The organism is Bacillus sp. V3-13 (assembly GCF_002860165.1).
Classification (GTDB): Bacteria; Bacillota; Bacilli; order Bacillales; family Cytobacillaceae; genus Bacillus_BJ.
The window spans coordinates 1-23,329 of the sequence record NZ_PGUZ01000082.1 but is presented as its reverse complement, the minus strand read 5'-3'; the positions used below and the strand labels follow the sequence as shown (position 1 = coordinate 23,329).

Sequence of the window (23,329 nt, the reverse complement as noted above, 5' to 3'; positions counted from 1 at the left end):
ATACTCTGTTCATTACCAGTAAGTAAGCACCTGGGTTATTATATTGGAGGTGAATATATGCCATTTTATCCACGTAATGCAAGACGAAGGACTTCCGGCCCGTTTCACATTTTTGGACCGCGTTCAAATGCCAGAGGGAGACGTATTTCTTCTTCAAGACAGGGGCCCACGGGAAGCATAAATAAAATAATGTCGCACGCTGGGAAAATAACAAACGGTATTAATATGGTGAATCAGGTTCGTTCAATATTATCATTATTTAAGTGATGATTTTACAGAAAACCGAGCGCCATAATCAGCAGCCACGCAAAAATAGCATAATCGCCTGCTGTATTGTAAATCAGCAGCGGCAGCAAGATAATTCCCGACCCTAAACAACTTTTTATGTTTACATGGCAAATTCCACTCCCTTTCCGAAAATTTTGCTTGCCCTGAAACGCTTTCCATAATTTACGCTTAAGTTGTAGAAAGATAATGGAAAGGACGTGGAAAAAGTGGTTGCAATTTTAGGGCTATTATCTTTAATCATTTTGTGTTTCTCTATTATCGCTTTGGCATCCCTGCCTATTTCAGCCTATAAGAAAAGGAACTTTCTTAATAAAAACAGCAATGACCCGTTTCGATTTTTATTTGATATTTACGACGAACAATAAAATGTTAGATACAATGGCCTGCTAACTCTGGATGTTTCAATCCATGGGTGTCCAGGCTCTTTTTTTGTTGTTTTGCGGTAGTTTGATTCTTTTTTTTCTCGAAAAAGGTGGTACTTCCTTAATTAAAAAGCCTCTTTCCCTATTCTTTAAACAGATGTCCAACCCTCAAAAACATTTTTCCCATATAATGTACTATTCATAAAAAAGGAGGTGGGCACACTATGGGCGGTAGTGGTGGATATGGAGCAGGCTTTGCTCTGATTGTCGTTCTGTTTATCCTGTTAATAATCGTTGGTGTTGCTTTTGTTGGATACTAAGCAAGAGTGATAGACTATCAGTTCAGAAGTCTAAAGAGAAGGATAGTCAGTTAGGCTATCCTTCTTTCCCTTGGGAAAATCTATATGTGCGCTTTTATCAATTCTGAAAGCCTGATTAACCCCTTCTTCAATTCTTTGAGCGGTGCATACGAATAGGAAAGCCGCAGATGTTGCTGGTCATTTCGGTCGTAAACATTTCCCGGGTTTAGCAAAATCCCTTTTTTTAAAGCTTCTTCAAATAATTTTCGGTATGAAATTGGGGGTTTGATCGTGACCCATATGTAAAAACCGCCTTTCGGGATCGTCCAGTTTGCCAATTCATGAAAGTGCTTATTTAAAATATCAATTGTCAAATCCCGGCGGAATTTTAACTGAGACCTTATTTGTTCAACATGTTCCTCATATAAACCGCTTGATAACCATTCTGCTGCCGCAAATTGGGATAAGGAACTTGAGCCATAATCTGTTTGCATTTTAATATCGGCTAAACGATCGATGACAGGCTCAGGGCCGACAACCCAGCCAATTCGCAATCCCGGTCCGAGTGTCTTGGACATGCTTCCCATATATAGTACAAGCCCCTGCCTGTCATTCGCTTTTAGCGGACTTGGCGGAGAGCCATCAAACCATAAATCTCCGTATACATCATCTTCAAGAATCGGCAGCCTTTCTTTCATGCACACATTGAATAGCTCATTTCGTCTTTTTTCCGACATTAATATGCCTGTCGGGTTGTGGAAGGATGGGATCGTATAAAGCAAAGCCCCGTTATGCTGCCTTTTCAATTTTCCAAGCGAATCGATTATAATCCCTTCGTTATTCATGGGAATCCCAAATAAATTCATGCCTGATGACTGGAACACCTGGATTGAATTAAGGTATGAAGGCGTCTCAAGGAATATCGTTGAACCGCGGTGCAATAATCCGAGTGAGATCAATTGCAATCCCTGCAGCCCTCCTGAAACAATCAGGATTGATGAAGGCGAAGCCTGGATTCCCTTTTTCTTTAAATATTGGCTGATCCTTTCTCTTAAGTATAAATTTCCTTTTGGCTCAGAGTATCCTAAAGAGACTGTACTCGACGAATTGAAAATATCTTTCATCCTCTCAGAAGGCAACAATTGCGGTGACAGCTCACCAGTCCCAAGCCGGATGATGTTTGGGTTTTTTTCGGCTTCATTAATGTCCTGGATCGTCCTGATGTTGGGATGATAAGCTCCCGACTTTACATAACTATTCCAATCAGGCGGCGGAACAGAGGCGAGCAGATTCCAGCTATTATTGATCACGACCGTTCCTTTGCCTACTTTTGATTCGATTAATCCATCTGCCGCTAACTCGCCCAAAGCAAACACAACGGTACTTCGATTGACTTTGAACCTTTTTGCCAGGGTGCGCTGCGGCGGTATCCTTGTACCAACCGTCCATTCACCAGCCATTATTTTTCGTTTCATATATTCGTATATTTGTTGATGGAGAGGGATGAACGAAGCTTTAACGGGAAGCCATTCTTGTTCAGACATAAAGACACGCTCCTGCATTTTTTATCATTATAAGCGATTGGTTGGGTAAAATACCATCCAATTGGTTGGAGACTTCCTTCAATAAATCTACTAAAATAAAAAACATTACTACACCGGAGGCGCAGGCAATGACAGCAGCAATTCTTCATGGAATGATTTTAGCATTTGGTTTAATTCTCCCTTTAGGAGTACAAAATGTATTTGTGCTTAATCAAGGAGCCGTTCAGCCTAATTTTATAAGAGTACTGCCAGTGATTATTACCGCATCGATATGTGATACTTTGTTAATTTCATTAGCGGTTTTAGGAGTTTCCGTCGTTGTTTTCGGATCATTTTGGCTGGAAACGATCCTGCTTACAGTCGGTATTGTTTTCCTGCTCTATATGGGGTTTGTTACATGGAAAAGCAAACCGGGCGGCGGGCAATTGGAAAAGGCGGAATCCTTTTCAGCGAAAAAATAAATTGTCTTTGCGATGTCTGTATCGCTGCTCAATCCCCATGCCATCCTCGATACAATCGGTGTCATCGGGACAAATTCGTTAAAATATGCCGGAGTTGAAAAAATGGTGTTCGCATTAGCATGCATCGTGATCTCATGGCTATGGTTTTTCGGTCTCGGCATCACCGGCCGGCTGACAGGCAAGCTGGCGAAATCAGGACGTTTTCTTGTGATTATCAACAAAGTTTCAGCCTGTGTGATTTGGGGGACCGCGGTTTATTTGGGGATTTCTCTTATAAAATAATCACTGAAACTGGACATTATAACTAATCTGCTGACACTATTAAAAAACTCTAAAATACCACCGTTCAGAAAATGAACGGTGGTAAACCACATAGTAGTCTGATTTATCTCAGCCCTACAAATCTGGTGCCTTAGTTGATTGTTTTTTCCATACGACAAAAGTGCAGACAAGCAAGAATGCAGGTACAGCAGAAAAACCAGCCTCCAGCCATTATTCGCGCCGAAAAAATAATAAGCAATGAGCAGGAAGGTGAAAAAGCTAATAATCATGGATATCCATGACATTTTCATGATTCCGAACACGAAAGCAATAATAGATGTTAAGAAACTAAGTTGCCAGAGGAACACAACCCCATTAAAGGTATTCAAGATAAGTCACCTCTTAAAGTCTATCATTATTCCAGGCGGTTCATTTTTATTGATTGAAAAACGCGCTGAATCAATTAAAGCTTTAAGGCAGCTTTATCACCATCTTGAGCGTGGCGGACGACTAATGCTTGATATCTTTCTGCCTGATAACGATTTTAAACTAGGCAAATTGAGAAAAACAACAACGATTAACTGCCCAAATGATGACACGATCACAGTGGAAGAGAAGCTGGTTGAAGCGGATTTTTTCAACCAATATACAGTCTCTTATTTAAAGTATGAAAAGTGGCGTGAAGGCCGGCTTATCCAAACCGAATTGCAACGATTCGCATTGCGCTGGTACGGGATAGAAGAATTCCGGCTCATTTTAGAAAGCATTGGTTTTTCAAAAGTGAGCGTGATTGCTGACTTTGAGCCTGAAAAAGAGCCAAATAATGCTTGCAAAAGTTTTTTGTTTCAAGCAACAAAATAATTAGAGATTAACTTAAATTTCTTTTATTTGTGAAAAATTCTCTTCACTAATTTCGTGCTTATCTGACGCAAGTACTGATTGAAATCTCTTGTATAGCTCCTGGATTTCTTTTTGCTCATTTATAATGGAAATAGACTTTTCATAGATTTTCTCGCTTCCATACCAGCTTATCTCCATCCATTTAGTTGGATCATCATTACTTTTTAGATAAGCGGTATGAAAGTCGACATATTTCCGATAAATCTCTGCTGCTTTTTCTTGAATTTCAATAAACTCTTGTTCTTTTCCTGTTTCAATATGGTACTGGTATACTTTTACAAACACAAACTCCCACCATCCTTGCAATTTACTTCATCTCTTGCAAAATGAACATAGGATTTCGAAGCGACTCATTTCAGCTTTAATCGATATACTGCAGATCATGATGCTGACACCATTCGATTGCGATTTTTTTTAATTCTTCATCTCGAAAGGAATACCATTGATCCTCAATTCCAAAATCATGAATTTTATTCTTAAATCTCCTAAAGGCACCTTTTCCATCAATAGCATCAAATAATCTGTCTTGTATTCTTTTATCTTGTACTGAATAGCAAAAGTCTTCCATAATTCTATATTCATTAATATCATATTTTGTTGGAAGTTCTATATATTTTTCGTCATTCCCAAGGACATCAATCGCAATTTCCAGATCCTCCTGCTGCCATTCGGGTAAATTCTCGAATGAGTCTAATTCTTCAGCATCCTGGAAGTTTTCGTGAGATACGGAAATTACTTCACCAGTCTCTTTATTTAGAAACGTATATGTATCATCAAACTGTATATCAATTCCTTCAATAATATTTGTAAGCTTAATTTTAGCGCTCATGATTATGGCCTCCCTATTGGAACTACACATGAAACCAGCGTTCATACACGTTTTCAGAAACCAAATACATTATTTCTATCAAGATTGATTTTAAAACAAATACAGATTATTTTCCATTTCTCTTCTCCAAGTATTCAGCTAAAAAAAGCGTCCGGATAAATAAGTTCACCATGAACTTTATTAAGTTGCCCGGCCTTCAATTCACAGACCATGAAAACCTCATCGGGGACATCAAATTGCCTTAACTCCAACCCGTACTTTCTCGCCGGTTTAAATCCGAATTTAGGATAATAATCCGGATGGCCGATTAATAAAACCAATCCGTAGCCCAGTTTCCTGCATCTTCGCAGCCCTTCCTGCATCAGCTTGCTTCCAATCCCTTTCTTTTGGTAACCAGGCTTTACTGCGATAGGTGCAAGAACAATCACTTCATAATCTTCATTTGGATTCACTATTTTAGCTTTGCTTAAGAGGATATGGCCGACGATTTCTCCTTTTTCTTCTGCGATGATCGACAATTCCGGAACAAATTCCCCGGATAACCGGATTCTTTCGATCAGTTTGGATTCATCCTGTCTCTCACCAAAAGCAAGATAATTTAATTGGTAAACCTCTTTATAATCACTGGCTTTTTCTGTTCGGATATTCATTGTCACTCAACTCTCTATATTTCAATTAAAGTATTAAACCTAAAACAGGTGGAAGCATTAGCATCAAAATAGAAATTGTTAACAATAGATTCGAAGTTTTTACCGGAAGTTTTTCGCTGCCTTTTCCTGAATACCAGCCAGAAAACTGCCATCTATTTCGATACAAAACAAAAAGCAATATTAAGATGCCCAAAACACCCATCCAGTTATAATCGTCTACGTTAATCCCCGTCATCGCATATACATTTGTCAACACCGTGGCCATAATTCCGCCCAGGAAAAAAAATATAAAAACAATTCGCAGTAACTCCAACAGAATTTTCATTCTTCTTCCCCCAATGTCATAATACATATTTTACTATAAACATCCAATGATCTATGAGAATAAATCCGTAAATTTTCATAAATTAAAAAATTACTTTGTACCTATTTACGAAGCTGGAATCATTGGTATTCCTACCTTTTTTCTTGCTTATTATTGCTGGAGTACCAATTAACACTATGAATATGTGGTAAAATATTCGTAATCCGAACATAGAGGGAGGTATGGTCATGAAAATAAGTGTGTTTCTTGATGATTACCGGCCTTGTCCACCAGGATATATTTTGACCGATAATATTGATGAATGTCTCAACCTGTTAGTGCATTTTCATGTCGAACATTTGTCGTTGGACCATGATCTGGTCAATAAAACGAGAAACGGGTTAAAGCTTGTTCACTTAATGGTAGAGTACCAGTTGTTCGCAGAACGCATTACCATCCATTCTGCTAACTCAGTCGGTGGCAAAGCCATGTATCAGTTTTTAAGGGAAGCACAAAAAGACCTCAAGATGCCTCACACCATCAAAATTATCTTGCGCCCCTTGCCTTTACATTAAGGTCTGGCAGATTTGACCCTCTGACGATAATCCTTTTCACCATGTCCAGACCGTCCCTCAGCCTAATGACCAAATCGCTTTCTACGTTTCGCTTAAATAAACTCGCATTTCGCTTAATTATTATTTTTTCCGCTTAAATAATCGTATTTCCGCTTAATTATTCAAGTTTCCGCTTAAATCCCGGGAATTTCCGCTTAATTGATCCTCTCAACATTGACGGGCAGACTTAGAATTTCTTGAACTCCCATTAAATAAGGCTTGTGCCAATGGCGGAATGCTGGTCCAACTAAAACAAGTGTAAACAAGCTGAATCTGATGAAAAAACACACAAAAACCCCCCCTTTTTGTCTCCAAACAGGGGGGGGGTTATAATCGAACCTTCCATTTAAAAATTCCAACAGAAATAAATGTTTCCACTTCTTTAATCTGATAAAATATAGAATAAAGATCATCAGTTAAGCGGGGTAATTGTATGGATCACTTACATTCCCAATATGTTAGAGGCATTAAATTGAAAAGAGATAAAGTTCCTTCATTTAATGACTATCCTTTTAATCTCCCAAGCATTCATTCATTAACCGAACTATCTCTCCATCCAAATGTCACTTTCATTGTCGGTGAAAATGGGGTGGGCAAATCAACCTTATTAGAAGCCATTGCCGTTTCGCTCGGATTTAATCCAGAAGGAGGTTCGTTGAACTTCAACTTCACCACTTATGACTCTCATTCCGTTCTCGAACATTACCTTAAAGTGATAAAAGGCGTATTGCGGCCCAAAGATGGCTTTTTTCTTCGAGCGGAAAGCTTTTATAATGTCGCTTCCAATATAGAAAAAATGGACAGTGAACCAGCACCGGGCCCCCGGGTAATTGACTCGTTTGGCGGAGTTTCACTCCATGAACAATCACATGGCGAAGCTTTTTTTTCGACCTTCACAAATCGTTTTCGCGGCAACGGCATTTACATTTTGGATGAACCTGAGGCGGCCCTTTCACCAATCAGGCAATTATCGATGATCGCAAGGATCCATGATCTGGTGAACGAGAATTCTCAGTTTATCATAGCGACCCATTCCCCGATCATCATGTCTTATCCATCCTCCAAAATATTTGAGCTTAGCGAGGACGGAATCAATGAAACAGCCCTGGAAGAAACCAATCACTACAAAATCATGAAACAATTTTTCGATGATAAAAATAGGCTGCTTCATCATTTGTTAGCTGATTAAGCTTTTCCATTTCATAGAAAATTGATTAGTAATATGATCGCACTTGCAATCGGAGTAATAACCATTCCGTATCGCAATAGAACTTGGGGAAGTTTCTTGGTTAACTTCGCTCCAATGTAGGTCCCAACTATCGTTCCAAGAGCTACTTTTAAAAACAACAGAGTGTCAAAATAGCCGTTTACGATGTAGCCAGCGGATGCGAACATCGAAATGGGTACAATAACCAACATCGTAGTTCCTGCGGCGAACCGCATTGGAAAATGCAGCCATTTTATGAGTGACAACTGGATAAAGGGAGCTGCACCGATCCCGAAAGTTCCTGAAATCAAGCCATTACCGAGCCCGATTAGGCTATAGCCAAGAACCGCCGGATTTGTTCTCTCTTCCTCAACCCTAATGTTCACTCTAGTTTTTAACCAAAGAAGTACTGCTGAAATGACTAACACTGTCATTGTAAAAAACATCAGCACATTCGGGTCTATGAACACGGTCAATCTGGTCCCAAAGAAAGCACCAATTCCCCCGAACAAACCGACAATTAAGCCTTCTTTTAAATATAGATTCCCTTCTCGAAAGTGACTCCAACTTCCTGACAATACGCTAAATAACATGACAGATACGGCAGTGCCTAATGCGGTATGTACGGGGATATGGAAAATCGTCACAAGTATGGCAATGATAAAACCGGAGCCCCCAGCTCCAACAAATCCCAACACGAACCCTAACAATACCATCGTTACAATCAATAACATCTTTTACCTAAGCATCTCAGGTGTTTTCATATGCCAATCCGTTTCCTTTTGAAAAAGAAACCCGGCATCTATTAGCTTTTGCTCGTGCATCGGACCGGCAACTAGCTGCATTGCCATTGGCAGATGATTGATTTGTGTGTATCCAATAGGAATGGTCAGAGTTGGGACACCTGCATTTGTAAATGGAAGATTGTAGGCAGGTGATCCTGTTTCTGAAATCCCTTTTGGTGCGGGTGTTGGTGAGGCTGGGGTAATTAACAAATCTACATCTTTAAAGAGTTCGGTCATTTGTTCTCTAAAAATAGATCGGATTCGTTGCGCTTTCAGATAATCATTTGCTTTAATTTGTAGGCCTTCTTTAATAAACTGCTGTAAATAGGGACCGAAAAGGGCCGGTTCTTTCAAATATTTATCTGCATGATAATGGGCTGTTTCCGATTTCATCACGATGTGTTGAGCAGCGTTGGCCGCTTCCAAACTGCCGGGCAAATGAATAGAAATCGTTTTAAAACCTATGTTCTGAAGCACCTGAATCGCGTCTTCGATAGACTTTTGCAATTCACCATCAGTGTCTTTAAAATATTCATCTATTACAATGCCGATCTTATAGTCTTTCTTTTCCCGTAAGCAGAGATCTTGTTTTGGCAATGTCCAAGTGGATGAATCATGTTGGTCCGGCCCGGAAATTTCATTATAGACAAGGACTGTATCCTCAACCGTTTTTGTAAAAGCACCTATATGATCCAAGCTCCAGCTGGCGGGTATCACCCCGGCCTTGCTTATTCTTCCATAAGTTGCTTTTAACACTGTCAAGCCATTATAGGCAGCCGGTCTTGATAATGATCCGGCTGTTTGGGTCCCCAATGCCATTAAAGTCATACCTGCAGCCATGGCTGCTGCCGAACCGGAGCTTGATCCGCCAGGCGTGTGGTTTAAATTCCATGGATTCCTAGTTTCCGGTGGGCCTCCCCAGTTAGCAAATTCTGTCGTCGTTGTTTTGCCGAGTAAAATAGCCCCTGCATCAGATAATTTTTGAACCACGGTAGCATCCTGATCAGGTGTAAATCCTTTTAATGCCTTTGATCCGCCTTCAGTGTTTATTCCTTTCGTATAAATGATGTCCTTTGCTGCATATGGAATACCATATAGCTGTGAAAACGTTTTAAACTGATTCACTTTGTGCTCTAACTCTTTTGCTCTTTCAATAGCGCGGTCTTTTTCAATTGTTACCCAGGCTCTTATGGTTGGCTCTGCCTGTTCGATCTGTTCTAAATATAATGAAACCAGCTCAGTTGGGGATATTTGTTTTTCTCTTAATAATCGGTGGGCATCTGCAATCGTCAAGGAAAACATAGACGTCTTAATCAATTGTAACGACTCCTTTCGGTCCAAAAAGCGGAACTGTCTCTCTCTTAATTTCATATTTTCTTACTTTCTGAACTTCACTCGAATAAGAATGATATAAATCTCCTTGTAAAAAATCCAAAAAGTTTAACCTATTCCTTTGTTCTTCTACTTTTTTACCATCGATTTCGAGGATAATGTGCTTCCAAGGTTCACTGTCTAAATGAGGTTGCACAGCATTTCCGCTTGGATCAAAGGCACAGCTTAACCCAAAGAATCGTGATGTTAACTCCCGGCCTTCAGCTTTAAGTGTTTCGTCTCCTGCCTTATTAACCCCGACAACATAGAGGCCATTTTCTCTGGCTCTGGCCTGGCACTCGGAAAGCCATGCTGCCTTTCGCTCTTCTCCTCCGGCTGCTGTTGGAATGATGATTAATTCTGCCCCCTGCAACGCGAGAGCCCTGGCAGCTTCTGGAAAGGAACGATCGAAACAGATGAGAATACCAACCTTATAGCCTTTTACATCAAAAACAGGAAATTCAGTTCCCCTCTTAAAATAACGAGTTTCATCCGTTGTTAAAGTTGGGAGTGCCAATTTTGGAATATGTGTCTTCCGATAACTGCCGATATATTCTCCTGCATCAGAAATCATAATTGCCGTATTATAATAGCTAGTGTTTTGATCATCTGCATATTTTTCAAATATGGTAATCACAACATACACACCCGAATCTCTTGCTTTTTGAGAAAAAAATGTAAACGTTTCGCCAAGTAAAGGTTCTGCTAATTCAAAAAAGCTTTGATCATCTATCGGGCAAAAATAAGGAGTCGTCATTAGCTCGGGGAAAACGACCAGGTCTGTTCCTGGATTATCGTGAATAGCATGATCAAATTGAGCAGCCAGCATTTCAAGACGATCAGTATAACTTTCTCCATTTAAATTGGGACCACTTTGCAGTCCAACTATTGTTAATTTCATAACTAGACACCTCCTCCTTGTCATTCACCAGGAATAAACTCTGAATTCACAATATCTTCATACTTCATTTCGTTTTTTATATTTCCTACAAATTTCTGCATATCGATAGCTGTTTTAAAAGCTTCCGTGGTAATCTCGACATTTTCCGGATAAACGTTGCTGTCAATCATACGTTGAACAGCTTGATCAATAACGTCTCCGTCCAGTTCCGGAAACTCTTTTTTAGCTACTTTCTTTGCAGTTTCCGGGTCTTTATGGATTAGTTTTAGAGATTCGTCCATAGCTTTTACAAATCGTTTTACTAGCTCAGGATTTTCATCGATGATTTTTTGAGACGTATTGAAAGTAGAGAATGCATAGTCGGGATATTCTTTTGTGAAATCGTAAACTAATTCCAAACCTTCAGCTAAGCCCTGCTCTACCTGTGGCTGATAAGCGACCGCAATATCCGCTTCCCCTGCCAGTACGGGGCCCAGTTCAGATCCGTTTTGGACTTCAGTTACTTTTACATCGTTTTGATAATCAAGTCCGTTATCTTCGAGCAAGCGTTTGAGTAGCGTATTCGATGTGCCTGGAGCTAACCCGACGATGATTCGTTTTCCTTTTAAATCTGCCGGTGAATCAAACACAACATCTTTATTAGCAAGCACCCAGACAGGAGCACTATTTGCTACTGCACTGACAGCTTTTGCATCGCCGCCTTTTTCATTGGCAAAACCTACGTGCTCCGGACCATGTACTGAAAATTGTGCTTCGCCGGAAAGCACAGACGTCAATGCGGTCGGGCCGGTACCGGCAGAGCGAATATTAGAGATATTTATATTATTTTCTTTAAACACACCTTCATGGAAACCCACATACAGTGGTAAATAAAGAAGAGTGTGGAAGGCCTCTGTTATAAGAACAGTGTCCATTTCACCATCTTTTTCAGCCTGGGCTGAAGAAACTCCTGCGTTACTTCCAGAACAAGCTGACAGAGTCACAACAAGTATAGATAGTAGTGTGATAATCGAATATTTTTTCATTGAAAAATCCCCCATCTGAACTGTTATTGATTTTCACTTTGTTTGTTCATTGCATCCCAAGGAATTAATCGAGACTCCATTTTCGATACAACAACATAAAGAAAGATCGCAACTGCCATTAAAGTTAAGACTCCCACCCAGACAACATTTAAGTTAAATAGATTTCCAGCGACGAAAATCATTCTTCCAAGTCCTTTATCAGAAGAGATAAACTCTCCCCCAATAACAGCAATTAAGGCAAAACCTATATTTAACCGGAATGCGGAAATAATCCAGGGCATGGATGAAGGAAAAACAACCTTTTTAAAAATTTGGCCTTTGGACGCTCCGAGTGATCGCATTAAATTGACAAGATTTGAATCGATTTGATGTGTTCCCTGGTATGCTGAAAGCAACGCCACGATAAACGTAGCAATACCGGCTAAAGCAATCTTCGAGAACATCCCCGAGCCAAACCAAATAATAATCATCGGTGCAAGGGCAATTTTCGGCAGGCCGTTTAAAGCGACAATAAAGGGGTCAATAATTCTTGCAAATGTTGTAGAATACCATAATAGAAGACCGACAACAGAACCTAAAACACTGCCGATAATAAAGCCCATAATCGTTCCATAAACAGTTGCCAGCATATCACTGAAAAGCTGCCCGCTTTGAATAAGACGAACCGTTTCATTTAATATGCCAAGCGGAGAACCCATCAAAAAAGAATTGACCCATTGCAGATAAACTGCCAGTTCCCATATAGCCAATAGAGATAAAACAATTCCCAGTCTTGAAATATTATAAAGCACGATGGGATTGAGCTTCTTTTTCTTTTGCCGGGCTTTTGTTTGAATAATCTTTCCAGTACCGACTTGTGTTAAATCCATTATAACTCCCTCCCAATTTGAATATCTAAATCGGCCCAAATACTTTCAAAAAAATGATTATATCGATGATCGGATCTAGCCTTCATAGCGGAACTGTATTCTTTGGCAAGGCCCACTTCATAGATTTTCTTTACCGAAGTCGGCCTTTGGGTCATAACGGCGACCCGGTCCGACATCGCAATCGCTTCACCTATATCATGTGTAATTAAAACGGCTGTTTTGCCGAAATCTCTTAAAATTCCCAGTATTTCCTCTTCCAGTACTAATCTTGTTTGATAGTCTAAAGCAGAAAAAGGTTCATCCAAAAGAATAATGTCGGGGTCGATTGCCAGGGTGCGAATGAGTGCAACCCTTTGTCTCATTCCTCCCGATAATGTGGAAGGATAGGCGTTCGCAAAGTCGGAAAGTCCATATTTCGCCAAATAGGCCAACCCAATTTCTTCACGTTCCTTCTTTGCTTTCCCCTTTACCTCAAGTCCGAGACTAACGTTGTCGAGGATTGTGCGCCAGGGAAATAATAAATCTTTTTGCATCATATAACCTACATGACCAGTTGAACTCGAAATATTTTCCCCCTTTACCGTTACATGTCCTGCCGACGGTTCCATGAGACCAGAGATAATATTAAACATAGTACTCTTTCCGCAGCCACTCGGACCAATAATACTAATAAACTCCTTTTCTTTAATATCAAGTGTGATATCTTTAATAACCTGAATCACATTATCCTCTTTATCAACAAAATGTTTCTTTATTCCTTGCAATTCAATGGCATGTTCTTCCTTTGTATAGTTTTCAACAGCTTTTGCAGAATTAACTATCATCATTCTTATCACTCCTTATTTTGTTATGATGTCTTTACAACTTAAAATTAAAAAATTCTCATAAGCCATGTCACGTTTTCTAACAACTCTAAATACTTAAACTGAATTATATGTCTCTATTTTTAGGCCGTAAACAATCTCGTTAGATTATTTAACAAGGTTTTTTTAGAAAAAATAAAAAAAGGAGCAAGATCAAAAAGCGTATTATGCTTTTTAGTCTAGCTCCTTTTGTCTATTTGACTATTAAATTGAACATTTGATTGTTCTCTCGTTTGGTCAATTTCGAAGCGAAAATGAGACCCGAGATAAACAACCTTTACTTTTTCCAAAGGCTGGTTATTGTCTGTAAAAACAAGTCCATCCCATAACATTAAAGGCATTCCTTCCGAAATGTTCAATAATTCAGCTTCCGCTTTTGTGGCTGGCACAGCTTGAAATGTTTGTTTTGATCGTGTAGGAAAAATCCCTTTTTGAGCAAATAAAGAATACAGCACCTCAAGATCCTCTTCCAACAGGTTGGGATATATTCTAACAGGAATAATTGAAGTCCGAATTGCCAAAGGCTTATTATTCGCATACCTTAAACGAACAATCTCAAACACTTCTTCTCCCCGGTCAATGGATAATGTATCTGCCAAGTCCTTTGGCGAGGGATATACCTTCTTTGAAATTAACTTGGCACTATGGTTGAATCCGAATATCTCCATTTCTTCTGCAAAGGTGCGGAATACTGAAGCATTACCTATTATGACAGGATTGGAAACATAGGTGCCCAAGCCTCTTCTTTTCACTAAATACCCCTCTTGGACAAGCTCCGCTAAAGCCTGTCTGACTGTCGGTCTACTAATATTATATTTTTCAGAAAGGTCATGCTCAGTCGGGATTTTATCCCCATTTTTATATAGGCCTTGCTCAATCTGCTTGATTATTGATAGCTTCAATTGAACATACAACGGCAGCCGACTATTTTGTTCAATCATTTTCATACCCCATTTTTTAGTGCTTATTAACTAATCGTATTATAACAAAAGGTGATATGGAATAAATCAACAAAAAGACCAAAACATGATATTTCGGTCTTTTATGTCCTGTTAAAAATTGCAATTTACTTGGATGAGGCGACTTCTTGATTCTTGAGTGCCCTTCTTAAAATTTTTCCGGTTGTATTTTTCGGAAGCTCCTCAAGAAACACGATCTCTGACGGAATTTTATATTTGGCAAGGTGCTCACTGCAATATTCAAACAAGTCCTTTTCAGTTAGCTGTGGATTTTTTGAAACAACATAGCACTTCACCGCTTCTCCCAAGTTCGGATCCGGAATTCCGATCACGGCAACCTCCACTACATCTGGATGATTGTACAAAACCTCTTCGACTTCGCGCGGGTAAACATTATAGCCGCCGACTAAAATCATGTCCTTTTTCCGATCGACGATATAAAAATAGCCTTCTTCATCCATCCTTGCTAAATCCCCGGTGTAAAGCCAACCGCCACGAATCGTTGCTGCTGTATCTTCAGGCATTTTATAATAGCCTTTCATGACGTTTGGACCCCTGACGATTAATTCGCCAACTTCGCCAACCGGAACCTCTTCTCCGAGCTCATTAACAACTTTGTTTTCAACATTCACAATAGACCGTCCAATCGACCCGGGTTTGCGCGGACGGTCGAGCGGGTTAAAGCATGTAACAGGTGATGCTTCTGATAATCCATAGCCTTCTGACACGAGGACATTAAATTTTTTCTCAAAGCTTTTTAAAAGGGCAACAGGCATGGAAGCGCCACCAGAAATGCATAAGCGGAGCGATTTCAAGTCGTCAGGATTGCCCTCCTCATATTGCAGAAGGAAATTATACATCGTTGGTACGCCCGCAAACACAGTTGGTTGATATTTTCTGGCGAGACGAAAAATCTCTTTCGGGCTGAACTTCGGATCAATTAAGATCGTGGCTCCATTCATGAGCGGCGCATTCAAAGCAACCGTTAAACAAAAGACGTGAAACATGGGCAGGGTGGTAATGACCCTGTCATCCTGATTGATCTTCAGATAATCACCGCTATCCTTTGCATTTCGGTAAAGATTTCTATGCGTTAGCATAGCACCTTTCGGCTTACCCGTTGTTCCTGATGTATACAGAATGACAGCGACATCCTCTTCCTTGAGATCAGGGCCGACATATGCAGGCTCACCTGTAGCAACCACTTCTGTAAACGGTTTCAATTTCAGGAATACTGATAAGCTTGTTACATCTGTTCCCGCCTGTTGTCCTTGCGGAGTTTCACAGATAATGTATTTCTCGACATCAGACAGGGTATGATGCATTTTTTCAGCAAGCGGAAGTAAAAGGTCAAGTGCAACAACGACCTTAACGTCGCCATTTTTCAAAATATAGCCAATTTCATCCGGTGTATAAATTGGATTAATCGGAATGACGGTGGCACCAAGCCGAAGTGCACCATATAGGCTAATTACAAAATACGGTGAATTGCCTAATAGCAGTGCAATATGATCCCCTTTTTTAACTCCAAGCTTTTCAAGTCCCGAGGCAAATTTTGTGACAGTCCCGTCCAGTTCGGCATATGTACTGGATTGGTCCATAAAATAATACGCGGGTTTACCCGCCAGTACCTTTGCAGTTTCATGAAGCTGATCTGATAAATTCAAGCTTAACCCCTCCCCTTTTCAAAAAAATACGAACCAAAAATGAATGATCATTCATTTCTTGGGCGTAAATTTTCTAAATTCATTATATTGAAAAAAAGTTCCATACTCAAGAATAATCGTCATACAAATATAAATTTTTCAAACTTTCTTTATTTATCTTTTCGAATCACTTGCTGTATCATGCTATTATATAAAAATACAGTGCCCTGGCCGGACACTGCTGTTTTCTTAATATACTAAGTTCACAAAGTCTTCTTTTGAAATATTGCCGAAGTAATGGCGAATGTCCACACCCTCAAGGGATGCTTCAATTTCAGATTTTCCATACTTGATTCCTGTAAGCTTCTCTTCAATTTCTGAAACGTCGCCCACTCCGAAAAAGTCTCCGTAGATTTTGCAGTTTTCGATGCTGCCCTTATTCACTTCCAGTCTCACGTCAATCTGGCCAACTGGAAAGCGGTGTGAGTGCTGGAGATTAAACTTGGGCGATTTCCCATAGTTCCAATCCCAGTTCCGGTAGCGCTCCTCGGAAATTTGATTGATTTTTTTCCAGTCATCCTCCGTCACCTTATATTGCGGAATGTTTTCCTCATTGCTGAAAATATTTTTTAAGAGCAGTTCTCTAAACTGTTCAATCGGGATAGGATCAGCTAAAAGCTCTGAAATATTGGCTACCCTGCTGCGGATTGATTTAATTCCTTTTGATTCAATCTTATCTTTTTTTACATTCAATGCCGAGACAACGTGTTCGATTTCGGAATTGAACAGGAGCGTGCCATGGCTGAACATTCTTCCCCTTGTTGAAAATTGCGCATTGCCTGAAATCTTTCTGCCTTCGGCAACGATGTCATTGCGCCCGCTCAGCTCTGCATTTACACCAAGCTTCTGGAGTGCGGCAATGACCGGTTCTGTAAACTTTTTGAAGTTGTGAAAGCTCTCGCCATCGTCTTTTGTAATAAAGCTGAAATTCAAATTCCCGAGATCATGATAAACCGCTCCGCCTCCGGACAATCTGCGGACGACATGGATGCCTTTACTCTCAACATATTCCGTATTAATTTCCTCGATCGTATTCTGGTTTTTGCCAATAATAATCGATGGTTCGTTTATGTAAAACAGCAAATATGTCTCGTTGATATCCAGATTTTTCAATGCGTATTCTTCTATTGCCAGATTAATACGCGGGTCTGTAATTCCCTCGTTATCGATAAATAACATGTCACAATCTCCTCTTTTATAAAGTCATCGACAGATTCTCAGCCGCTACTGAAATCGGGCCATTGAAAACCTCACCTGCTTCTTCCTTGAGGCGATAAATATCTCCATAATGAGGCAGGTGCGTCAGAATCAGGCTTTTCACATTCGCCACAGCTGCAAGTTTGCCTGCATCAAGACTATTCATGTGGCCAGCATCTTTCCCGTCCTGTTCTTTGTAAAAGTTACATTCGCATAAGAGCAGGTCTGCGTCTTTGCTAAACTGCTCCAGTTCCTGTTTGTATGACGTATCAGCAGTATACACAAGCACTTTTCCGCCAGCCTCAATCCTCATCGCATAACATGGAACCGGGTGGTCTGTCCGTAAAAAACGGATGTTAAATGGTCCTACTGTAAGTACTTCATTGGGATCATATTCGATTCCGTTTGTGATGTTTTTATGTGTAAGCTTTGGAAACTCCTCTGCAGACTCAGGCGCATAGATAGGCAGAACATCCATTTGCTTGCCAAGGAAAGATTGAATTAATCTTGCATGCTGCAAAACGCCAATATCTGCAATATGGTCAGCATGATAATGCGACACGATCACAGAGTCTATTTCTTCCGGCTGGATGATATTCTGAAGCTTCGAAAGGACACCGCTGCCGCAATCAATTAGCAGCTTGAATCCATTCTCCTCAAGTAAATATCCTGTGCTTGCTTCATTTACCTTCGGGTAGCCTCCCCAACAGCCGATTACCGTTAATTTCACTGAATACGCCTCCTAATACGGAATTATTGCTTCTTATTTGATAGTACCAAAAATCTATGATCCATTTCCATTTCCCGGTTTATCGATTCCAATAGTCATTGTTTTTTATCTTTTTTAAAATTGTATTGAAACAGATATTGACATAAATAATCTGTTATAATACAATGGTATTAAATTCAGATTATTTAAAAAATGGAGGTTAACAACGATGATTTTTAACGTTATGGATTTTTTTAGAAATTTACCGCCGAAAGAATGTGCCGAATGCGGAAAAACCATTGACGAGCAGCATGAATGCTACGGCAACAAATGTGACCATTGCTTGGGAGTAACCGATATTTAATAGTTTAGGAGTATTTACCCGCTTTCTGTTTTGAAATAAATCACATATAAAAAACCAGCCGTTCAGTTTAGATGAGCGGCTGGTTTTTTGCAATGGTTCGCAACTATTATTTAGAAAATCTATTATACGAGCAAGCGATTTTCAGCTCAAGATTTGACAGCTGTTTTTGCTTCTGTATTTATAGACAGGTAATCCAACACCTGCTTGACGGCTTCTTCGCCCTGATCAATACAGTCCGGGATACCGAGGCCTTCGAAGGAGCTTCCGGCCAGAAAAATGCCCGGATATTCTGCCGGCATTTTTTCCTTTATCTTTTCAACCATTTGTTTATGGCCCACAGTATACTGGGGCATTGAATCATTCCATCGTGAAATAATTGAAAATTCCGGTTCGGCAGTGATATCCAACGTTTTGTTTAAATCTTCGAGGACAATTTTGATGATTTCGTCATCAGACAGGCCAACAACCGCTTCGTCTCCCGCTCTCCCTACATAGCAGCGGAGCAGCACTTTTCCGTCAGGAGTAGAATGCGGCCATTTTTTATGCGTCCACGTACAGGCTGTAATCGTGTAATCGCTGTTCCGGGAAACGACAAAGCCTGTGCCGTCGATATCTTTTTTTATCGCTTCTTTTGGGAATGCCATCGCAACAGTTGCTACAGATGTGGAAGTCATCTTCTTTAATTCACTGAAAAGGTCATTTCCTGGGAATAACATCGGCACTGCCTGGTGCGGAACCGCCGAGATGATACTGTCGGCGAGAATGATTTCGCCGTTATTTAATTCGATCTCATAGCCGCCCGGCTTTTGAATGATTTGTTCAACCTTCATCCCTTTTAAAACTGAACCGGGCTCAAGCTTCGACTCAATCGCATCGACAAACGACTGTAATCCTGGAGCAAAGGTTAAAAATAGCCCCTTGCCTTTGCCCTTTTCTTTTTGGTTGCCTTTTTTCGGCCGGGCTGGAGTTGCCTTTTTCATTCCCAAAATCAAACTCCGGTATTTTTGCTCAACCTCGTAAAATTGCGGGAATGTAGACATCAGGCTCAAACGGTCTATATCACCGGCATAAATTCCGGACAACAAAGGCTCAATTAAGTTTTCAACAACCTCGTCCCCGAGCCGGCGCCGAAAAAATTGTCCAAGCGACTGGTCCTCGGAAGGATTGGAGCGCGGCAAGAAAAAGTCGGCTGCTGCTCTTATTTTTCCCGGGATGGAAAACAGGCCGGTCGTCACAAAAGGGGCAATCTCAGTAGGGATTCCCATAATCGAACCTCCCGGCATCGGATGGAGCCTCTCCTTGACAAGAACATATGATTTTCCAGCGGAATTATGAATCAATTGATCATCCATTCCCACTTCTTTTGCAAGCCTTGAAGCACTTTGCTTTCGGCCAAGAAAAGAATCCGGACCCTTTTCAATCACATATCCATCCCTTACAACTGTCTGGATTTTACCGCCGAGCCTGTGGGAAGCCTCGATTAAGTTGACATCGATGGCCAGGTTTTGCTCTCTTGCCTGCTTTTGCAGGTAGTAAGCAGCAGCCAGCCCGGTGATTCCCCCGCCAATAACAGCAACCCTCTTTCTTCCTTGCAACACGATTACATCGCCTTCTTTTCGTATAATGTTATTTCCCAATATGATGCAGTACAACCGTTGCCAGCACGTCAATAAATTCAGGCTGGGCATTAGGCATTTCAGGGCGATAGTAGCTTGCCCCCACCTCATCTGTCACGGTTTTGCATTCGACATCGTTATCAAACAAAACTTCCAAATGATCAGAAACGAATCCGGCTGGCACATAGACAAACGCTTTGTAGCCATGTTCGTTGTAAAGTTCACGCGTTAAGTCCTGGACATCGGGTCCAAGCCATGGTTCCGGTGTGTTGCCGGCACTCTGCCAGCCCACCTCATAATGTTTAACCCCCGCTTGCTCCGCAATCATTTCAGCTGTCTTTTGCAGCTGATTTGGATACGGATCGCCCATTTGTAAAATCTTTTCAGGAAGGCTGTGAGCAGAAACGATTAAAACCGCCTTGTCCCGTTCTTCAGCCGGCATCTGCTCAAACGTTTCCTTTACTCGGCTCGACCAATATCGAATGAATTTCGGTTCATCATACCAGCTTTCAACCGAAACGATCCGCGGGCCGCCGAGCTTTTCCGCTTCTTCCCGGGCGCGGCCGTTATACGATTTAATGCTGAAGGTCGAAAAATGAGGAGCAAGTACAATGCTGACCGCTTCTTCAATTCCATCTTCATGCATTTGCTTTACTGCATCTTCAATAAAAGGCTCGATATGCTTTAAACCAAGATACATTTTAAATTCAATATCATTTTGGATCTTATTTAAATGCTGCTCGAGCTTTTCCGCCTGTTCAAGCGTAATTCTTGCCAGCGGAGAGATGCCGCCGATCGCCTCATACCTGCTCCGCAAGTCTTCGAGCATCTCCGGGGACGGTTTTCTCCCTCTGCGAATATGGGTATAATATCTTTCTATGTCTTCTTCTTTATATGGGGTTCCATAAGCCATCACGAGCAAGCCCATTTTTTTTCGTGCCATGTTATCCACCTCTTAAAAATTAAGTCTATAGTCCTCTATTGTGCCAAAAAAAAGCTCAAACTACCAAATGAAACGCTTAAATGAGGGCTATCGGCTCAATTTTGATGCTGAATAGTCATGGACAAAGGCTGTAAGACGCTTTAAAGTCTCAGGATCGACATCCGGAAACACGCCATGGCCGAGGTTAAAGATATATCCCGGATGTTCCATGCCGGCATCAAGTATCGCTTTTGTTTTTTCCTCTACGACATGCCAAGGTGCCAGCAAAATGGCCGGATCGAGGTTGCCCTGGACAGTTTTCGTAATGCCAATTTTTCTCGCTTCTTGAATCGGCAGACGCCAATCGAGTCCCACTACATCCAGGGGAAGATCGTTCCATTCAAGGGCAAGATGGCTTGCACCGACTCCGAACATAATGAGCGGCACTTTTTCTTCCTTTAAAACAGAAAAGATTCGATTCATTACCGGCTTAATATAGTAACGATAATCTTCCACATTTAAAGCTCCGACCCATGAGTCAAAGATTTGAATCGCTTTGGCACCGGCTTTGACTTGCGCCCGAACATATGTAATCGTCATCTCGCCAAGCTTATCCATCAGGGCAAACCATGCTTTCGGTTCGGCATACATGAAGGCTTTTGTTTTGTTGTAGTTTTTTGAAGGACCTCCTTCGACCATATAACTGGCCAGGGTAAAAGGAGCTCCGGCAAACCCGATGAGTGGTACCGACAATTGTTCTTTGGTGAGAATTTTAATCGTTTCGAGAACGTAAGGAACATCTTTTTCAGGATTAATTTCACCGAGCTTTTCAACATCTGCGAGCGAACGAATTGGATTGGAAATGACCGGGCCAACTCCCGTTTTAATATCGACATCTACACCGATCGCAGGCAGCGGCGTCATAATATCCTTATACAATATCGCTGCGTCGACGTTATACTGTTCAACGGGCAGCCTTGTTACATAAGCGCATAATTCAGGCTGATGGGTAATTTCGAATAAAGAATACTTTTCCTTCAGTTCTCTATATTCAGGCTGGGAACGGCCGGCCTGGCGCATATACCAAACGGGAACAAAGTCCGTTTTTTCTCCCGATGCCGCTTTTAAAAATGTTTCATTGATCACTTTTGTCATTTATAGATAATCCACCTTTCAAAAACTTCCTGTCTTTCATTTTAATATATTATCTTTAAAATAAGAAACAGCAAGAAACGTACATTTTATGAATTGTTTCCACTATAGCGTTTTCCACTATTGAAGTATAGTTAACCACAATAAATGTCGAAAAATTGACATTTTTTCCGACGCTTAATAGCAAAGATGTTCTATAAATCGAGTTTGATGAATTAGCTGAAGGAGAAAGATATAATGAGGAAAGAACAAAATATCGCACAGAGGTGATAAATTTGTACTTGTATATGACAACAGGAACGTATGATTTTATGAAGAGCATCAAGGAAAAAAATAGCGGCGAAACGATGCTGCTTATGGAAAATCAGGTCAGCGCGCTGCTGATTCACGAAACAGAGGGAAAAACAGTTTTCAGCACACCGCGCCGCTATGAAGTCTTTGATTCGGCAGGGACGTTTGAACATGCAAATTTTGCTGTATTAAACAATATTCCCGTCACGGATGAAGGCCGTCCCCTGTTTGAATACCGCTTCAAAAACCGGGCCCGCATGATTGAAAATGAACCCGGCTTTGCCGCGATTCGCGTCTTGCGCCCGTTAGATTCGAATACATATGTAATTTTAACACTATGGGAAAATGAACAGGGTTTTAAAAACTGGCAGCAATCAAAAGCATACGAAAAAGCGCACGAAAAAAAGGAAAGCGAAGAAGGCGTGGACAAGCAGCAAATCTTTTCCGGCGCTTCCTATGTGACGACATATGCCGCCCGCGAGGAAGAAAGTTGACAAGGGATGAAGGCCCGCTTCATCCCTCTTGTTATTTGAGTTCCGCTCGTAAATCTGAAATTTCGCTCATAAATTTTGATTTCCGCTCGTAAATCTGAAATTTCGCTCGTAAATTTTGAGTTCCGCTCGTAAATCTGAAATTCCGCTCATAAATTTTGATTTCCGCTCGTAAATCTCGAATTCCGCTCGTAAATTTTGAGTTCCGCTCGTAAATCTCGAATTTCGCTCGTAAATCTCAAATTCCGCTCGTAAATCTCGAATTCCGCTCGTAAATCTGAAATTCCGCTCATAAATTTTGATTTCCGCTCGTAAATCTCGAATTCCGCTCGTAAATCTCAAATTCCGCTCGTAAATCTCGAATTTCGCTCGTAAATCTCAAATTCCGC

25 protein-coding genes and 1 pseudogene are annotated in these 23,329 nt (G+C 40.8%); 7 read left to right on the top strand and 19 right to left on the bottom strand.

What is annotated here, in order from left to right; all coding sequences use genetic code 11:
• The first annotated feature begins 874 nt into the window (after positions 1–874).
• Positions 875–970: a YjcZ family sporulation protein gene (locus tag CU633_RS21375; protein ID WP_101662577.1), complete on the top strand. Its 96-nt coding sequence runs from the start codon at positions 875–877 to the stop codon at positions 968–970.
• Positions 971–1,050: 80 nt separating this feature from the next.
• Here CU633_RS21375 and pdxR read toward each other — a convergent pair whose 3' ends face one another.
• Positions 1,051–2,493 (bottom strand): MocR-like pyridoxine biosynthesis transcription factor PdxR, encoded by a 1,443-nt coding sequence (pdxR, locus tag CU633_RS21370; RefSeq protein WP_101662576.1) that lies wholly within the window; start codon positions 2,491–2,493, stop codon positions 1,051–1,053.
• A 128-nt stretch (positions 2,494–2,621) separates the two neighbouring features.
• Between pdxR and CU633_RS21365 the strand changes: the two are divergent.
• Together CU633_RS21365 and CU633_RS21355 are read left to right on the top strand one after the other, a co-directional pair.
• Positions 2,622–3,236, top strand: a pseudogene (locus tag CU633_RS21365) (LysE/ArgO family amino acid transporter).
• 417 nt (positions 3,237–3,653) lie between these two features.
• Positions 3,654–4,076: a hypothetical protein gene (locus CU633_RS21355; RefSeq protein WP_101662574.1), complete on the top strand. Its 423-nt coding sequence runs from the start codon at positions 3,654–3,656 to the stop codon at positions 4,074–4,076.
• Between the two features lie 12 nt (positions 4,077–4,088).
• Here the strand turns inward: CU633_RS21355 and CU633_RS21350 are convergent, their stop codons facing one another.
• From CU633_RS21350 to CU633_RS21335, 4 genes are all read right to left on the bottom strand, one after another.
• Positions 4,089–4,400 (bottom strand): hypothetical protein, encoded by a 312-nt coding sequence (locus CU633_RS21350; RefSeq protein ID WP_101662573.1) that lies wholly within the window; start codon positions 4,398–4,400, stop codon positions 4,089–4,091.
• 76 nt (positions 4,401–4,476) lie between these two features.
• Entirely contained in the window at positions 4,477–4,944 is a 468-nt protein-coding gene (locus CU633_RS21345; protein WP_101662572.1) for a UPF0158 family protein, read from the bottom strand.
• A gap of 134 nt (positions 4,945–5,078) precedes the next feature.
• Positions 5,079–5,594 (bottom strand): GNAT family N-acetyltransferase, encoded by a 516-nt coding sequence (locus CU633_RS21340; protein ID WP_101662571.1) that lies wholly within the window; start codon positions 5,592–5,594, stop codon positions 5,079–5,081.
• Between the two features lie 25 nt (positions 5,595–5,619).
• Positions 5,620–5,919 (bottom strand): hypothetical protein, encoded by a 300-nt coding sequence (locus CU633_RS21335; RefSeq protein WP_101662570.1) that lies wholly within the window; start codon positions 5,917–5,919, stop codon positions 5,620–5,622.
• Positions 5,920–6,146: 227 nt separating this feature from the next.
• On the opposite strand from CU633_RS21335, the gene CU633_RS21330 reads away from it, so the two are divergent.
• Positions 6,147–6,473, top strand: a complete 327-nt coding sequence (locus tag CU633_RS21330) for a cyclic-phosphate processing receiver domain-containing protein (protein ID WP_101662569.1) — start codon at positions 6,147–6,149, stop codon at positions 6,471–6,473.
• Positions 6,474–6,667: 194 nt separating this feature from the next.
• Here CU633_RS21330 and CU633_RS23475 read toward each other — a convergent pair whose 3' ends face one another.
• Complete coding sequence (locus CU633_RS23475; protein ID WP_257959227.1) at positions 6,668–6,802, bottom strand: hypothetical protein; 135 nt, start codon at positions 6,800–6,802, stop codon at positions 6,668–6,670.
• 143 nt (positions 6,803–6,945) lie between these two features.
• Between CU633_RS23475 and CU633_RS21325 the strand changes: the two genes are divergently transcribed.
• Positions 6,946–7,701: an AAA family ATPase gene (locus CU633_RS21325; protein ID WP_101662568.1), complete on the top strand. Its 756-nt coding sequence runs from the start codon at positions 6,946–6,948 to the stop codon at positions 7,699–7,701.
• Positions 7,702–7,712: 11 nt separating this feature from the next.
• Here CU633_RS21325 and CU633_RS21320 read toward each other — a convergent pair whose 3' ends face one another.
• From CU633_RS21320 to CU633_RS21275, 10 genes are all read right to left on the bottom strand, one after another.
• Positions 7,713–8,453, bottom strand: coding sequence for a sulfite exporter TauE/SafE family protein (locus CU633_RS21320; protein ID WP_101662567.1), 741 nt, complete (start codon positions 8,451–8,453; stop codon positions 7,713–7,715).
• Between the two features lie 3 nt (positions 8,454–8,456).
• Entirely contained in the window at positions 8,457–9,821 is a 1,365-nt protein-coding gene (locus CU633_RS21315; RefSeq protein ID WP_219619914.1) for an amidase, read from the bottom strand.
• On the bottom strand, positions 9,814–10,776 hold the full coding sequence (locus CU633_RS21310; RefSeq protein ID WP_180955067.1) for a carbon-nitrogen hydrolase family protein: 963 nt from the start codon (positions 10,774–10,776) through the stop codon (positions 9,814–9,816). Before CU633_RS21310 ends, CU633_RS21315 begins: the two co-directional genes overlap by 8 nt.
• A 20-nt stretch (positions 10,777–10,796) precedes the next feature.
• On the bottom strand, positions 10,797–11,801 hold the full coding sequence (locus tag CU633_RS21305) for an ABC transporter substrate-binding protein (RefSeq protein WP_245917384.1): 1,005 nt from the start codon (positions 11,799–11,801) through the stop codon (positions 10,797–10,799).
• A 23-nt stretch (positions 11,802–11,824) separates the two neighbouring features.
• The gene (locus CU633_RS21300) at positions 11,825–12,670 is read right to left on the bottom strand and encodes an ABC transporter permease (RefSeq protein ID WP_101576857.1); all 846 of its coding nucleotides are present in this window, start codon (positions 12,668–12,670) and stop codon (positions 11,825–11,827) included.
• A complete protein-coding gene (locus CU633_RS21295; protein ID WP_245917382.1) occupies positions 12,670–13,497 on the bottom strand; it encodes an ABC transporter ATP-binding protein in 828 nt (275 codons plus the stop codon). Before CU633_RS21295 ends, CU633_RS21300 begins: the two co-directional genes overlap by 1 nt.
• Positions 13,498–13,712: 215 nt before the next feature.
• Positions 13,713–14,474, bottom strand: coding sequence for a GntR family transcriptional regulator (locus CU633_RS21290; protein WP_180955066.1), 762 nt, complete (start codon positions 14,472–14,474; stop codon positions 13,713–13,715).
• A 125-nt stretch (positions 14,475–14,599) separates the two neighbouring features.
• The gene (locus CU633_RS21285; protein ID WP_101662565.1) at positions 14,600–16,159 is read right to left on the bottom strand and encodes a fatty acid--CoA ligase family protein; all 1,560 of its coding nucleotides are present in this window, start codon (positions 16,157–16,159) and stop codon (positions 14,600–14,602) included.
• Positions 16,160–16,387: 228 nt separating this feature from the next.
• Positions 16,388–17,377 (bottom strand): lipoate--protein ligase, encoded by a 990-nt coding sequence (locus CU633_RS21280; protein WP_101662564.1) that lies wholly within the window; start codon positions 17,375–17,377, stop codon positions 16,388–16,390.
• 16 nt (positions 17,378–17,393) lie between these two features.
• Entirely contained in the window at positions 17,394–18,125 is a 732-nt protein-coding gene (locus tag CU633_RS21275) for an MBL fold metallo-hydrolase (RefSeq protein WP_101662563.1), read from the bottom strand.
• 208 nt (positions 18,126–18,333) lie between these two features.
• Here CU633_RS21275 and yhfH point away from each other — a divergent pair, with 208 nt between their 5' ends.
• Positions 18,334–18,468 carry a protein YhfH gene (gene yhfH / locus CU633_RS21270; protein WP_101662562.1) on the top strand — a complete coding sequence of 45 codons (135 nt, stop codon included), beginning with the start codon at positions 18,334–18,336 and terminating at the stop codon, positions 18,466–18,468.
• A 146-nt stretch (positions 18,469–18,614) separates the two neighbouring features.
• Here the strand turns inward: yhfH and hemY are convergent, their stop codons facing one another.
• The 3 genes from hemY to hemE form a co-directional block, all read right to left on the bottom strand.
• On the bottom strand, positions 18,615–20,066 hold the full coding sequence (hemY, locus tag CU633_RS21265) for a protoporphyrinogen oxidase (RefSeq protein ID WP_180955065.1): 1,452 nt from the start codon (positions 20,064–20,066) through the stop codon (positions 18,615–18,617).
• A gap of 28 nt (positions 20,067–20,094) precedes the next feature.
• A complete protein-coding gene (gene hemH, locus CU633_RS21260; protein WP_101662561.1) occupies positions 20,095–21,027 on the bottom strand; it encodes a ferrochelatase in 933 nt (310 codons plus the stop codon).
• 87 nt (positions 21,028–21,114) lie between these two features.
• Complete coding sequence (gene hemE / locus CU633_RS21255) at positions 21,115–22,161, bottom strand: uroporphyrinogen decarboxylase (protein WP_101662560.1); 1,047 nt, start codon at positions 22,159–22,161, stop codon at positions 21,115–21,117.
• A gap of 272 nt (positions 22,162–22,433) precedes the next feature.
• Here hemE and CU633_RS21250 point away from each other — a divergent pair, with 272 nt between their 5' ends.
• A complete protein-coding gene (locus tag CU633_RS21250) occupies positions 22,434–22,943 on the top strand; it encodes an antibiotic biosynthesis monooxygenase family protein (RefSeq protein ID WP_101662559.1) in 510 nt (169 codons plus the stop codon).
• Positions 22,944–23,329 lie beyond the last annotated feature (386 nt).

Excerpts from the sequence above, each read along its gene's own strand:
- CU633_RS21375 (WP_101662577.1), top strand. The coding sequence starts at position 875 with ATGGGCGGTAGTGGTGGATATGGAGCAGGCTTTGCTCTGATTGTCGTT.
- pdxR (WP_101662576.1), bottom strand. The coding sequence starts at position 2,493 with ATGTCTGAACAAGAATGGCTTCCCGTTAAAGCTTCGTTCATCCCTCTC.
- CU633_RS21345 (WP_101662572.1), bottom strand. The coding sequence starts at position 4,944 with ATGAGCGCTAAAATTAAGCTTACAAATATTATTGAAGGAATTGATATA.
- CU633_RS21340 (WP_101662571.1), bottom strand. The coding sequence starts at position 5,594 with ATGAATATCCGAACAGAAAAAGCCAGTGATTATAAAGAGGTTTACCAA.
- CU633_RS21335 (WP_101662570.1), bottom strand. The coding sequence starts at position 5,919 with ATGAAAATTCTGTTGGAGTTACTGCGAATTGTTTTTATATTTTTTTTC.
- CU633_RS21330 (WP_101662569.1), top strand. The coding sequence starts at position 6,147 with ATGAAAATAAGTGTGTTTCTTGATGATTACCGGCCTTGTCCACCAGGA.
- CU633_RS21325 (WP_101662568.1), top strand. The coding sequence starts at position 6,946 with ATGGATCACTTACATTCCCAATATGTTAGAGGCATTAAATTGAAAAGA.
- CU633_RS21320 (WP_101662567.1), bottom strand. The coding sequence starts at position 8,453 with ATGTTATTGATTGTAACGATGGTATTGTTAGGGTTCGTGTTGGGATTT.
- CU633_RS21310 (WP_180955067.1), bottom strand. The coding sequence starts at position 10,776 with ATGAAATTAACAATAGTTGGACTGCAAAGTGGTCCCAATTTAAATGGA.
- CU633_RS21305 (WP_245917384.1), bottom strand. The coding sequence starts at position 11,801 with ATGAAAAAATATTCGATTATCACACTACTATCTATACTTGTTGTGACT.
- CU633_RS21300 (WP_101576857.1), bottom strand. The coding sequence starts at position 12,670 with ATGGATTTAACACAAGTCGGTACTGGAAAGATTATTCAAACAAAAGCC.
- CU633_RS21295 (WP_245917382.1), bottom strand. The coding sequence starts at position 13,497 with ATGATGATAGTTAATTCTGCAAAAGCTGTTGAAAACTATACAAAGGAA.
- CU633_RS21290 (WP_180955066.1), bottom strand. The coding sequence starts at position 14,474 with ATGATTGAACAAAATAGTCGGCTGCCGTTGTATGTTCAATTGAAGCTA.
- CU633_RS21280 (WP_101662564.1), bottom strand. The coding sequence starts at position 17,377 with ATGTTATTTATCGATAACGAGGGAATTACAGACCCGCGTATTAATCTG.
- yhfH (WP_101662562.1), top strand. The coding sequence starts at position 18,334 with ATGATTTTTAACGTTATGGATTTTTTTAGAAATTTACCGCCGAAAGAA.
- hemH (WP_101662561.1), bottom strand. The coding sequence starts at position 21,027 with ATGGCACGAAAAAAAATGGGCTTGCTCGTGATGGCTTATGGAACCCCA.
- hemE (WP_101662560.1), bottom strand. The coding sequence starts at position 22,161 with ATGACAAAAGTGATCAATGAAACATTTTTAAAAGCGGCATCGGGAGAA.